A 12,519-nucleotide genomic window follows, 5' to 3' on the forward strand; every position below is an offset into this window, starting at 1 on the left:
CCAGAAGTGGAGGCAGGGCAGCGACCCATGGACACCGCCGGCGCAGCAAGAATTCTTTACCGTCGAGATGCTCAGAACCCTGTGGATACAGGGGATTCTCGCCCCTGACTGTCGGTGGCGAGTGCTTGAGTAGACCCATGAACCAGCAGGCCGGCACCTTGACTCGCGAGTCGGTGCTGACTGCTGCTCAGGCCCGGCACCGGGTCGCGGTCAAGGCGGAGATCGACCTGCTCGTCCTGGCCACCGACTGGGTCGCGCTGCATCCGGGCGAGGAGGTGGACACCTCGATCGAGTTCGGGATGCGGGACCTGCAGATCGCCGGCGACGGCGCCCCGACGATCGACGAGGCCGCGGTCGCGGAGTTCGCCCTCGCGGTCGGCCGGACCACCGACTCGGGGCGGCACCTGCTGGGGGACGCGGTGGAGCTGCGGTACCGGCTCCCGCGGCTGTGGGCTCGCGTGGTGGCCGGTGAGGTGGCGGTGTGGAAGGCCCGCAAGGTCGCCCAGGCCACCACGTCGCTGCCGGCCGACGCGGCAGCAGCCGTGGACCAGCGGTTGGCGTGGTGTGCGCACCGGTGCTCCTTCGCCGAGATCGAGCGGCAGGTCGAGAAGGCCCGCCTCGAGTACGACCCCGACGCCGCCGAGGAGCGCCGGGTCGCGGCGTTGGAGAAGCGCCGGTTCGACATCGACCTCGACCACGCCACCCCCGAGGGCCTGGTGCACGTGGAGGGCGAGCTCGACCTGGCAGACGCGGTCGCGCTGGAGGAGCAGATCCGGGCGAAGGCCGCGACCCTGGACCTGCAGCTGCCGTTGGACGTGCGCCGGTCGATGGCCGCCGGAATGCTCGGAACGGGTGACCAGTCCCGTGAGGTGGTGGTCTACGCCCACGTCCGTCCCGGCCAGGCGACCGTCGACGTCGACAACACCCGGTCCTCGATCACGCCGCAGCACCTGAAGGACTGGTGCCAGCAAGCTGGCACCAAGGTCACCGTGCGGCCGGTGATCGACCTGAACGCCGAGCTGACCACCGAGACCTACCGGCCGACCGAGGTGATGAAGGAACAGATCGGGCTCCGGGACCGGCAGTGCTGCTTCCCCGGCTGCACCAGGCCTGCCCGCAGGTGCGACAGCGAGCACCAGGTGCCCTGGCCCGAGGGCCCCACCGCGTCCTCGAACCTGGCCCCGGCGTGCCGGACCCACCACCGGCTCAAGACCCACGCCGGCTGGGACTACCAGCGGGTGACCGGGGTCGGGTTCGTGTGGACGACCCCCATGGGCCGCACCTACCTCAGCCCCTTCGTCACTGAACCACCACTGGAGCAAGCAGCGCGACATATCTGCTGACCCGGACCCCGCCGGCCACGGCCGACGGGGTCACACCCATGCGGGCAGGATCGGGGCAGTGGTGGGTCCGGCGCCCATACTGGCGGGCATGTGGGTCCAGGACTTCCGGGGTCCGGCGGGCACCCCGCCGGACCCGGCCGTGTGGGCGCACGAGGTCGGCGGCGGTGGCTGGGGTGACGGCCAGCTGCAGGTCTACACCGACGACCCGGCCAACGCGGCGCTCGACGGTGCCGGTCACCTGGCGATCACCGCGCGCCGTGAGGCCGACGGCACCATCACCTCGGCCCGGCTCACGACGCAGGGACGCTTCGCCACGTCGTACGGCCGCGTCGAGGCGCGGATCAAGGTCCCCGGTGGTGTCGGGACCTGGCCGGCCTTCTGGATGCTCGGCGTCGACATCGACGACGTCGGGTGGCCGGCGTGCGGGGAGATCGATGTCATGGAGCACGTCGGCGCGGACCCGCGGCGCTGCCACGGCACCGCGCACGGGCCGGGCTGGAGCGGGCTCGGGGGCGGGATCGGCGCAGCCGTCGACGCCGGCGTGGACCTCGCCGAGGACTTCCACGACTACGCCGTCGCGTGGGACGAGAGCTCGGTCACCTGGTTCCTCGACGGCCGCGCATACCACCGGCTGACGCCCGCCGACGTACCCGGCGCCTGGCCGCTGGACCGCGAGCTGTTCCTGGTGCTCAACCTGGCGATCGGCGGGGACTGGCCGGGCAACGCCACCGACGTCCCGGCGCTGCCCGCCGTGCTCCTGGTGGACCGTCTCGTGGTTGGTCAAGCAGACACGGGTCTGTCACAGTCGTAGGTGATGACAGACGACGAGCGCGACGGTGGCACCGACAGCTGGACCAGCGGCGGAGCCGCCGCGCTCGCGACGTACGCCCCGGGCGTGCTCGCCACCTACGAGACGCTGGTCTCGGTGCGTCCGTCGGGGGTGCACGACGAGATGCTCGAGTCGCCGGACGTCGTGGCCTTCGCCGAGCAGTTCCGCGCCGACGTGTCCGCCATCGACGACCCGCTGCGCGCGGCGTTCCTGCGGGCCACCGGCGACCGGTCCACCGCGGTCGCGCAGATGGTCTGGATCTCCGACGTGTCGCCGCGGCTCCGCGCCGCGCTCGACGCCCTGTTCGGCCCCTCCGACGAGTGGCCCGGACGGCGGCGCTACCCGGTCGCCGACACCGGGGTCGCGATCGAGGCGTTCCTGCAGTCCGTGACGGACCGGACGGAGGCCACCCGCGAGGAGCCGACCGACCGGCCCGACGCCGCCGGCGCCGCGCTCGCGCTGGCCGACGCCATGCTGCGGACGCCCACGGCGATCCCGCAGGCGGTGGTCGAGGCCGTCCACGAGCTGCTCACCCCGGCCGAGGCGGTCGAGACCGTGCTGGACGGCGCCTGCCGGTCGGCCGGGAAGATCGGCGTGGCCCTCGCTGCCTGACCCGGCGAGGCGGAGGACCGCCTTGCCATGATCGAACACATGTTCGATCATGGAACGTGGGCAGGATCCGGAGCAGCGCGACGGCGAGCATCCTGCACGCCGACCTGGACTCCTTCTACGCCTCCGTCGAGCAGCGCGACGACCCGCGGCTGCGCGGCCGCCCCGTGATCGTCGGCGGCGGGGTCGTCCTCGCCGCCAGCTACGAGGCCAAGGCGCACGGCGTCCGGTCGGCCATGGGCGGGCGCCAGGCCGCGCGCCTGTGCCCGGACGCCCTGGTGGTCCCGCCGAGGTTCTCGGCGTACGTCGAGGCCAGCCGACGCGTGTTCGCGATCTTCGACGACACGACCCCGCTCGTCGAGGGCATCTCCATCGACGAGGCCTTCCTCGACGTCGGCGGGCTGCGCCGCCTGGTCGGGGAGCCGGAGGCGATCGGGGTGGAGCTGCGCCGCCGGGTGCGGGAGGAGGTCGGCCTGCCGATCTCGGTGGGGATCGCGCGGACGAAGTACCTCGCCAAGGTCGCCAGCGCCGTCAGCAAACCGGACGGGCTGCTCCTCGTCCCGCCGGAGGGCGAGGTGGAGTTCCTGCACCCGCTGCCGGTCGAGCGGCTCTGGGGCGTCGGTGCGATCACCGCGGCCAAGCTGCACGCCGACGGCATCCGCACGATCGGCGAGCTGGCCCGGCGCGAGGAGCTCGAGCTGACCGCGGCGGTCGGTCAGGCCGCGGGGCGGCACCTCTGGGCGCTGGCGAACCTCCGGGACCCGCGGCCGGTCGAGGTCGGGCGCCGACGCCGCTCGATCGGCTCGCAGTGCGCGCTCGGGTTCGGGCGCCGGCGTACCCACGCCGAGCTCGACGCGCTGCTCGCCGGCCTGGTCGACCGGGTGGCGCGCCGGCTGCGCGGTGGTGAGCGGATCGGCCGGACCTTCACGCTCCGGCTCCGCTTCGACGACCTGTCCCGGGCGACCCGCTCCACCACGATCCCGCGGTCGACCGCGGCGACCGCCACCTGGCTCGAGGCCGGCCGCGAGCTGCTGTCGGCGGCGATGCCGCTGATCGAGGAGCGCGGGTGCACGCTGCTCGGCATCACCATCTCCGGGCTCGTCGACGCCGGCTCCGAGCAGCTCGAGCTGCCGTTGTTCACCGAGGAGGCCCGCGGCGTCGAGCTCGACGGTGCGCTCGACCAGGTGCGTGACCGGTTCGGCTCGGCGGCCGTGACCCGGGCCGTCCTGCTCGGCCGGCACACCGGGATGGAGATGCCGACGCTGCCGGACCCCGGGCCGACGCGAGCCCCGCGCCGCTCGACGGAGGGGTCCCGCCGATAGCGTGTCCGCGTGGGACGGGTCCTGGACGGCGCCGATCACGCGCAACGGCGCTGGTCGGTCCTCGGCTACCCCATCGCGGTGATCTACAAGTTCTTCGACGACCAGGGCAACTACCTCGCGTCGATCATCACCTACTACGCGTTCATCGCGATCTTCCCGATCATGCTGCTCGCCAGCTCGATCCTGGGCTTCCTCCTCCAGGGCAACGAGCAGCTGCAGGAGGACCTGATCGACTCGGCCCTCGCGCAGTTCCCGATCATCGGCACCCAGCTGAACCTGCCCGAGGGCCTCAAGGGGTCGACCGGAGCGATCGTGGTCGGCACGCTGGTCGCGATCTACGGCTGCCTGGGCCTCGGCCAGTCCGTGCAGAACGCGCTCAACATCGCCTGGTCGGTGCCGCGCAACAGCCGGCCGAACCCGTTCCTGCTCCGGCTGAAGAGCCTGGTCCTGCTGCTCACCGCCGGCGTGGCGCTGCTCGTGGTCTCCGCGCTCTCGGTGCTCGGCAGCAGCACCGAGGTGTTCGGCCCGAACGTCGACAACGGGATCAAGTGGGCGATCCGGATCACCGCCGTCCTCCTCAACGGCACCGTGCTGACCATCCTCTTCCGGCTCGGCTCGGCGCGCGAGCACCGCATCCGGTACGCCGCACCGGGCGGCTTCTCGGTCGCGGTGATGTGGCTGGTCCTGCAGTACTTCGGCACGATCTACGTGACCCAGGTGCTGGCCAAGGCGGGCCCGGTCAACCAGACCTTCGGGCTGGTCCTCGGGCTGATGGGCCTCATCTACTTCGCCTCGGTGATGGGGGTGCTCGGCATGGAGGTGAACGCGGTGCTTGCCCGCCGCCTCTGGCCGCGGGCGCTGCTGACCCCGTTCACCGACAACGTCGACCTCACCGAGGCCGACCGCCGGGCCTACGTCAGCTATGCCCGGGCCCAGCGGCACAAGGGCTTCGAGACCGTCGAGGTGACCTTCGCCGACCAGCGGCTGGTGCTGCCCGACGACGAGGACGACGGCGCGGACCACGTCTCCTGACCGGGTGCCTCCGGAGCCGCCTAGGACGCCGGGAGCGCCGCTGCGACCTGGTCGGCGAGGAGCACGGCGACCCGCAGCTGCTCCTGGGTCGGGTACCGGTGGCGGGTGGTCGCGGTCAGCAGGAAGTGTCCGACGACCCGCTCGCCGCGGTGGACCGGTACGGCGACGTACTCGTCGGTGGGCAGGCCCACCCGCCCGACGTCGACCGACCGTCCGGACCGGGTGAGGACGCCGTCCTGGTCGAGCAGGGCGACCCGCGCGTCGTGCACCGCACCCTCGACGAACCGGCACTCGTCGGCGCCGAGGACGTCGGCGATCTGGCGGGCGACCACGTCGGTGAGGCCGGCCGTCGGGAGGTCGCCCTCGGCGACCGCACGCGCCGCACCCAGCACTCCGTCGAGGTAGCCGGAGCGGCGCTCGGCGTCGGCCTGCCTGCGGTGCCCCCAGAGCGCGATCTCGGAGACGGCCAGGCCGATGACGACCAGGAGGACCGTCGTCTCGATGTCCTCGGAGGCCGAGATCGTGAACCGGTGGTAGGGCTCGGTCAGGAAGAAGTCGAACCCCGCCCCGCCCGACAGGGCCGCCAGCACCCCGGCCGCCCGGTCGCCGGTGGCGGCGGCGGCCACCACCCAGAGCACGAGCACGAGCACGACGACGGCAGCGGCGACGGTGTCGCGGAACACCGCGAGCAGCCCACAGGTCAGCAGCGGCCCGAGCACGGCGCCGATGCGCACGAGGCTCCGCCACCGTACGAACCACGGGGTGCCGCCGGACCGTTCGACCACGCTTCGATCATCCTCCTGCTGCGTCCGCGTGGTGCTGTCCTTGACGGGATCTTGACGCGTCCGCTGGAGGGGGTGCGTCGGCCGTCTCGGCCGGCGGGCGGTACGCCCGGTCCGGCAGGAACGACAGCCAGCGCGGCAGCCACCAGGTCCGGTCGCCGAGGAAGGTCAGGACCGACGGGAGCAGCACGGCGCGCACGACGGTGGCGTCCAGCAAGATGGCCACGGCGAGGCCGACGCCGAGCTGCTTGAAGGTCGTCATCGACAACGTGGCGAACACGGCGAAGACCGCCACCATGATGGCCGCGGCGCTCGTGACGACGCCGGCCGACGTGACCACGCCGTGCGAGACGGCGTCGTGGGTGGACAGGCCACGGTCGTGCGCCTCCCGGATCCGGGACACCACGAAGACGTGGTAGTCCATCGACAGCCCGAAGAGGATCACGAACATGAACAGGGGGAGCCACGACTCGATGGCGCCGACCCCGCGGCCGCCGACGAGCGAGGCGCCCCACCCGTGCTGGAAGACCGCGACCAGCACGCCGAAGGCCGCGGCCATCGACAACACGTTCAGCACCACCGACACGATCGCGATCGTCACCGACCGGAACGCGAACAGCATCAGGATGAACGCCAGGACCAGGACGAAGGCCACGACCGCGACCATCGAGTCCTGCAGCTGGGCGTTGAAGTCCTGCGAGAACGCCAGGTTGCCGCCGACGTACGCCTCGACCCCCGGGACCTCGCCGAGCGTCGACGGGACGATGTCCGAGCGCAGCGTGTCCAGCGCGCGGACCGACGTCGCGTCGGTGCCGTCACCGGCGAGGGGCACCGTGATCTCGACGGCGCCGGCGTCGGGGTGGGTCGTGACCTCGACGGGCTCACCGAAGAGACCGGAGACCGCCGCCTGGTTGCGGAGGTCCGACACGGCGGCCGTGAGCGAGGGGTCCTGGACGTCGGGGGCGGTGACGATCACGCGGGCCGGGGTGGGGCCGCCGGGGAACGCCGCCGTGATGCGGTGGTAGCTCTTCATGATGGTGGTGTCGGCGGGCAGCAGCTTGTCCAGGCTCAGCCGCTCGGTGTGCATCCCGACGGCGGGGGCGGCGAGCACGAGCAGCAGCCCCGTGGCGACCAGCGCCGAGAGACCGGGACGCCGCAGCACCCGCGTGAGCACCGCGTGCCAGAACCGGTTGTCGCCTCCCGGCCGTCGCATCCGGGCGAGGCCGGGCACCCGGCCGAGGTCGACCCGGTCGCCGAGCAGCGACAGCACCGCCGGCAGCACCGTCACCGAGCCCACCACGGCGACGAGGACGACCAGGATGGTGGCGGTCGCGAACCCCTCGAAGATCAGCATCCGCGACAGGAACATCCCCGACATCGCCGCCACCACCGTGAGCCCCGAGACGAGCACGGACCGGCCGGACGTGGCGCCCGCGATCTGCAGGGCGGTGGCCGCGTCACGACCACGCACCCGCTCCTCGCGCTCGCGGCGGAGGTAGAACAGGGAGTAGTCGACGCCGACGGCCAGGCCGACGAGCAGCATCACCGAGCTCGCGGAGCTGTCCAGGTGCATCCGGTGGCTGACCACGGCGAGGATGCCGTTCGCGGCGAGGAACGACGTCAGCGCGAGCCCCACGGGCAGCACGGCGGCCAGCAGGGCGCCGAACGCGACCACCAGGATGCCGATCGCCAGGGGGACGGCGGTCCACTCGGCCCGCCGGAAGTCCTGGAGGATGGTGTCGTCGAACCAGGCGTTGGCCGAGCCGTCGCCGAACTCGTCGATGCGCGCGTCCGGGTACGCGGCGTGGGTGGCCGCGGCCGCGTCGATGAGCGGCTGGGCGCGGTCGCCGGCGGTCATCGGGTCGCCCGCGATCGACACCCGCACCAGGACGGAGTGCCCGTCCGCCGACACCAGCCCGTTCGAGTACGGGTCGGCGGCCTCGGTGACGACCGAGGTCGCGCGCAACCGGCGCACCAGGTCGGAGACGGCGTCTCGCGACTGGGGGCTGGTGATGGGCGCGGCGGTCGTGACGACGAACATCTCCGCGGCGGGCGTCCGCAGGTCGTGGTCCTCGAGGACCTGCTCGAACCGGGCGGAGTCACCGGCGGCGTACTCGTCCTCGGTCATCTCGACCTGGCCCGCCCAGGAGCCGGCCATCATCGCCACCACCACGAAGACCAGCCAGCCGACCACCGCCGAGACCCGGTGCCGCACGCTCCATCCCCCGATCGTGGCCGCCAGGTTCTGTCGCTCGTCCCTGTCCATCGGTCCCTCCACAACCGTCTCGGCCGAGTCTGCGCGGACCGGTCCCGGTCCGGCAGAGGAGAAGGTCAACGACGACCGGGGACCTCCGGCCGTGCCGGTCGGGCCGGCCCTGGACGAGCCTGGAGGGTGTCGAGGTGTGCGGTCCGGAAGGAGGACGCCATGAGCTCCGAGATGCCCGAGGTCGTCGAGCTGCGCGAGCGGGCCCTGATCCGACTCAAGAAGAAGCACGACTTCCACATCCACCTGGCGATCTACCTGGTGGTGAACGCGTTCCTCGTCGTGGTCTGGGCGATGACCACCGCTGCGTTCTTCTGGCCGATCTTCCCGATCGTCGGCTGGGGCATCGGCGTGATGGCCAACGCGTGGGACGCCTACGGCGGGGACGCTCCGAGCGAGCGCCAGATCAACCGGGAGATGGAGAAGCTCAGCAGGCGCCGCTGACCGAGCCCGCTCCGGCAACCGGCGCTCACGCGTCGTAGTGCTGCAGACCCTCCCAGGCCTGGGACCACGAGCCCCTCGGGCCGTCGCACACCCAGATCCCGGCGCCGACCTCCTCGTTGTCGGCACCGGCGTCGTTGCGCAGCCGGTCCTTCAGCTCGCAGCCGGTGAACCAGTCCTCGGGCGGGACCTGGAGCACCACGACGACCGGGAGCGCGTCGTCCGGCGGTGGACCCCAGTTCCGGTACCCGTTGTGGCCGCTGTAGGTCGGCAGGCCCACGTCGTACCAGCGCATCGCACCGGCCTCCCCGTAGTTGCCGGTGAACAGCACCGCGTGCTGCCGCTGGTCCGCCGGCAGCGCGTCGACGACGGCGCGTACCTGGTCGGTGTACTCGGGCCAGCCGATCGCGTCGAGCTGGACGTCGGCGATGTCGACCCACCCCGAGTCGGCGAACGTGGACGCCGGCAGCACCGGCAGCACGGCCGGGTAGGCGACCGCGGCCGAGGCGACGAGCACCGCGCCCGTGAGGGTGACCGCCCGCGTGGACCAGCGTGCGGCGAGGTCCGTGCACCCCGCCGCGACCAGGGGCGGGACCAGGCCCGCGAGGTAGTACCCCTTGCCGCCGGTCACGAGGAAGACGAGCAGCACCACCAGGAAGGCGACCGCGAGGGGCCGGGCCGCCGCCCAGTCCGACCGGCGCAGGAGCCGCACCAGGCCGAGCACCCAGACGGCGCCGATGACCGGGCTGAACATGATCAGCGCCTCGACCAGCAGGTCGATGCGACCGCCGAGGCCGCCGTACTCCTCGGCGATGTCGGCGCTGAACGCGAAGACCGGCCAGTCGTGCTGCGCCTGCCAGACCAGGTTGGGGGCCCACAGCGCGAGGGCGACCAGGCCACCCAGCCACGGCCACCGGGTGCGCAGCACCGGCCGGGTCTCGCGCACCAGCGCCACGCCGACGAGGACGCCGAGCAGGCAGAACGCGACCGCATGCTTGTTGTTGAGCCCGATCCCGGCGACCGCGCCGGCCAGCAGCCACAGCCGCGGCCGGTCGTCCACGAGCGCCTGGGCGACGACCACGAGCACCGCGGTCCAGGACAGCAGGTCGAAGGTCGCCGTCGAGAGCATGTGCCCCGACCCGATCACCACGGCGGAGAACGCCACGGTGACCGCGGTCAGCACCTGGCCGGCCCGAGCCGCCCCCAGGAGCCAGGCCGCCTGGACGGAGAGCAGGACCACGCCGGTCACCGCAAGCACGGACGGCACGCGCAGCACCACGAGGTTCGAGGGGGCGAGGGTGTCCGCCAGCCGGGCGAGCAACGGGGTGAACGACGGCTGGTCCGGGTAGCCCCACGCGAGGTGGTGGCCCGCCGTGACGAAGTACATCTCGTCGCGGTGCGGTCCGTAGTACGGCGCCAGCAGCATCAGCACCACGACGAGGACGCCGAGCACGGCGAGGACCTCGCGGACGGCGTACGGGTGGCGGGCCGGGGCCGGGCTCATCCGCGGAGCCGCTCCCGCAGCCGCCCGAGCACGTCGTCGGAGAGGCCCAGGCCGTCGCGCAGGTAGCCGGCGACGGAGCCGTGGTCGGCGGCGACCGCGTCGTACGCCATCTGGAGGTAGGCCTCCTTGACGACGAGCGTCGGCTCGTAGACCGCCATCTTCTCGGCGCCGAGGTGCTCCTCGATGAGCGCGAGGTACTTGGTCCGGGTGATCGAGGAGACCTCGTTGGTGAGCAGGTAGTCCTCGAGGATCGTCGCGCGGTCGACCCCGGCGACCTCCAGCAGGAGAGCGGCTGCCCAGCCGGTGCGGTCCTTGCCGGCGGTGCAGTGGAACAGCTGGGGGAGGTCGTCGGTGGCGAGGCAGGTCAACAGGGCGGCGTACGACGTCCGCGCCTGCTCGGACCGCACGAAGCTCTCGTAGACGTCGAGCATCACGCGCTCGGCCGCCGCGGTGTCGGGGAGGATCTCGATCATCTCGGTCGGGATGCCGGAGACGTCGAGCTGCTGCCAGCGCGCACCCGGGACGGGCACGTCGGGGTGCGCCTCGATCTCGAGGGTGCTGCGCAGGTCGTGGATGACCTGGATGCCGAGGTCGGCGATGGCGGCGACGTCGGCCTCGTGCAGCTGGAGCTCGTTGGAGCGGTAGCACACCCCGCGCCGGACCCGCCCGCCGTCGGTCGTCGGGTAGCCCGCGCCGACACCTGCGACGTCACGGAAGTTGTCGGCGGACGCGAGCCGGAGCAGCTCGGAGGGCGTGTCGCTCACGCAGCGCAGGATAGGCCCGCCCGTCGACCGGACGCGGTCGAACCCCAGGGCGGCGATGGCCCGGAGTGGGGATGGCACCGGGGTGAGGAGCCGCCCTAGCGTGGCGGGGCCACGGCCGCGGGGCCGTCCCCTCGGGGGCACGCAGGGAGGGAACACACCCATGTCCACCACCCGCAAGCTCGGCGCGACCTTCGCCGCACTCGCGCTCGCCGTCGGAGCGAGCCTCGGGACCGTCGCCCTCGGCGCCGGCGCCGCCGACGCCTCGCGACCGGGCGTGCACGCCCGGTCCGTGCTGCCGGCGGTCGGCCACTACCAGGGGCGGGACGGCCACAACCGGCACATCACCTTCTCCTACGACGGTCACGCGATCCACAACGTGCGGGCCAACGGGCACCTGCTCGTGACCAGGGCCTCGGTCTCGGGTGCCCAGGTGCACCACACCTGCGACCACAGCACCCGCAAGTGCGTGCGTGGCCACTGGTTCAACGACCACACGTTCCAGGGCACCTGGAACGACCCGAACCAGGGCCACGAGTCCTACTTCCAGGCCCACTACATCCCGTAGCGCGGGCTCGCGGCTACCGACCCTCGTCGAGGGGCGCGCGCAGCGGCACGAACCGGTAGTAGCCGTGCCGGGTGACGAGCGGCTGGTCGTCCGCGCGCGCCTCGACGAGGAGCATCTCGCCGGCCACCGGGATGACCAGCCGCCCGGTCGGTGCCAGCTGGCCGACGAGCCCGACAGGCAGCTCCTGCGCACCTGCCGACACCAGCACACGGTCGTACGGCGCGCCGTCGGGGTCACCGAGGACGTGCGGCCGCGCGGGCTCGATGCGTGCCCACGGCCAGTCTCCGCGGGCCAGGTTCCTCCGGCCGAGCTCCACGAGCTGGGGCACGAGCTCGAGGCCGAGCACGCTGCCGCGCGTCCCGGTGAGGTGGGCGAGCAGGCCGGTGGTCCACCCGGAGCCCGACCCGACGTCGAGGACCCGGTCGCCGGGTCGCACCTCCAGCAGCCGCAGCATCGCCTCGACCGTGCGCGGCTGCGAGTTCGTCTGCCCGTGGCCGATGTCGATCGGGCCGTCGTACGCCGCACGGCGCCGCTGCGACCGCGGCAGGAACCACTCCCGCGGCACCGCCGCGAACGCCTCCCCGACCCGGTCGGTGTCCATGGTCCGAGTCAACCACCGTTGGCCCGGGAGGTGGGTGGGGCGAGCTTCTGGTTGCGGCTGTCTCCCGGCTCACGGGTGGTGGCACCGGTGGTCGAGCCCGCGAGCGCCAGCGAGCGTCGTCGAGACCCCAGAAGATGCGCAGGGCGGTGCTGTCGGCATCGCGCGGTCCGCTCGGGTTGCGACCGACAGGGCAGCAACGCCGGGGCGGCGGGCGGCTGGTTGCGGCTGGTTCCCGGCTCGCGGTTGCTGGCACCAGTGGTCGAGCAGCGAGCGCCAGCGAGCGTCGTCGAGACCCCAGAAGGTGTGCAGGGCGGTGACCGCCGGCACCTCGCGGTCCGCTCTGGTTGCGACCGACAGGCAGAGAAGGCGGGTACGGCGGGCGTCCGACCGCGGTCGCCTCCCGGCTCACGGGTGGTGGCACCGGTGGTCGAGCAGCGAGCGCCAGCGAGCGTCGTCGAGACCCC

The 12,519-nt window shown here is 72.7% G+C and carries 12 protein-coding genes; 7 read left to right on the forward strand and 5 right to left on the reverse strand.

Annotation, left to right across the window (positions count from 1 at the left end; all coding sequences use genetic code 11):
- Positions 1–137: 137 nt before the first annotated feature.
- The 5 genes from ACILQ5_RS14135 to ACILQ5_RS14155 all read left to right on the forward strand — a co-directional run bounded on the left by ACILQ5_RS14135 (position 138) and on the right by ACILQ5_RS14155 (position 5,135).
- A complete protein-coding gene (locus tag ACILQ5_RS14135; protein WP_395658652.1) occupies positions 138–1,343 on the forward strand; it encodes a DUF222 domain-containing protein in 1,206 nt (401 codons plus the stop codon).
- A gap of 88 nt (positions 1,344–1,431) precedes the next feature.
- On the forward strand, positions 1,432–2,154 hold the full coding sequence (locus ACILQ5_RS14140; protein ID WP_395658653.1) for a glycoside hydrolase family 16 protein: 723 nt from the start codon (positions 1,432–1,434) through the stop codon (positions 2,152–2,154).
- Between the two features lie 3 nt (positions 2,155–2,157).
- Positions 2,158–2,784, forward strand: a complete 627-nt coding sequence (locus ACILQ5_RS14145; protein ID WP_395658654.1) for a hypothetical protein — start codon at positions 2,158–2,160, stop codon at positions 2,782–2,784.
- Between the two features lie 56 nt (positions 2,785–2,840).
- A complete protein-coding gene (gene dinB / locus ACILQ5_RS14150; RefSeq protein ID WP_395658655.1) occupies positions 2,841–4,103 on the forward strand; it encodes a DNA polymerase IV in 1,263 nt (420 codons plus the stop codon).
- Between the two features lie 9 nt (positions 4,104–4,112).
- Positions 4,113–5,135: a YihY/virulence factor BrkB family protein gene (locus ACILQ5_RS14155; protein WP_395658656.1), complete on the forward strand. Its 1,023-nt coding sequence runs from the start codon at positions 4,113–4,115 to the stop codon at positions 5,133–5,135.
- A 20-nt stretch (positions 5,136–5,155) separates the two neighbouring features.
- Here ACILQ5_RS14155 and ACILQ5_RS14160 read toward each other — a convergent pair whose 3' ends face one another.
- Positions 5,156–5,920: a DUF4118 domain-containing protein gene (locus tag ACILQ5_RS14160; RefSeq protein ID WP_395658657.1), complete on the reverse strand. Its 765-nt coding sequence runs from the start codon at positions 5,918–5,920 to the stop codon at positions 5,156–5,158.
- Between the two features lie 7 nt (positions 5,921–5,927).
- Positions 5,928–8,183, reverse strand: a complete 2,256-nt coding sequence (locus ACILQ5_RS14165; protein ID WP_395658658.1) for an MMPL family transporter — start codon at positions 8,181–8,183, stop codon at positions 5,928–5,930.
- Positions 8,184–8,342: 159 nt separating this feature from the next.
- On the opposite strand from ACILQ5_RS14165, the gene ACILQ5_RS14170 reads away from it, so the two are divergent.
- Complete coding sequence (locus ACILQ5_RS14170) at positions 8,343–8,624, forward strand: 2TM domain-containing protein (RefSeq protein ID WP_395658659.1); 282 nt, start codon at positions 8,343–8,345, stop codon at positions 8,622–8,624.
- Between the two features lie 25 nt (positions 8,625–8,649).
- Here ACILQ5_RS14170 and ACILQ5_RS14175 read toward each other — a convergent pair whose 3' ends face one another.
- Together ACILQ5_RS14175 and ACILQ5_RS14180 are read right to left on the reverse strand one after the other, a co-directional pair.
- Positions 8,650–10,125, reverse strand: coding sequence for a glycosyltransferase family 39 protein (locus ACILQ5_RS14175; RefSeq protein ID WP_395658660.1), 1,476 nt, complete (start codon positions 10,123–10,125; stop codon positions 8,650–8,652).
- Positions 10,122–10,889 (reverse strand): tyrosine-protein phosphatase, encoded by a 768-nt coding sequence (locus ACILQ5_RS14180; protein ID WP_395658661.1) that lies wholly within the window; start codon positions 10,887–10,889, stop codon positions 10,122–10,124. Before ACILQ5_RS14180 ends, ACILQ5_RS14175 begins: the two co-directional genes overlap by 4 nt.
- 160 nt (positions 10,890–11,049) lie before the next feature.
- On the opposite strand from ACILQ5_RS14180, the gene ACILQ5_RS14185 reads away from it, so the two are divergent.
- On the forward strand, positions 11,050–11,454 hold the full coding sequence (locus ACILQ5_RS14185; RefSeq protein ID WP_395658662.1) for a hypothetical protein: 405 nt from the start codon (positions 11,050–11,052) through the stop codon (positions 11,452–11,454).
- A gap of 13 nt (positions 11,455–11,467) precedes the next feature.
- Here the strand turns inward: ACILQ5_RS14185 and ACILQ5_RS14190 are convergent, their stop codons facing one another.
- Positions 11,468–12,055 carry a protein-L-isoaspartate O-methyltransferase gene (locus tag ACILQ5_RS14190; protein WP_395658663.1) on the reverse strand — a complete coding sequence of 196 codons (588 nt, stop codon included), beginning with the start codon at positions 12,053–12,055 and terminating at the stop codon, positions 11,468–11,470.
- Positions 12,056–12,519 lie beyond the last annotated feature (464 nt).

The sequence above is a fragment of the Nocardioides sp. genome (assembly GCF_044226305.1).
Taxonomy (GTDB): domain Bacteria; phylum Actinomycetota; class Actinomycetes; order Propionibacteriales; family Nocardioidaceae; genus Nocardioides.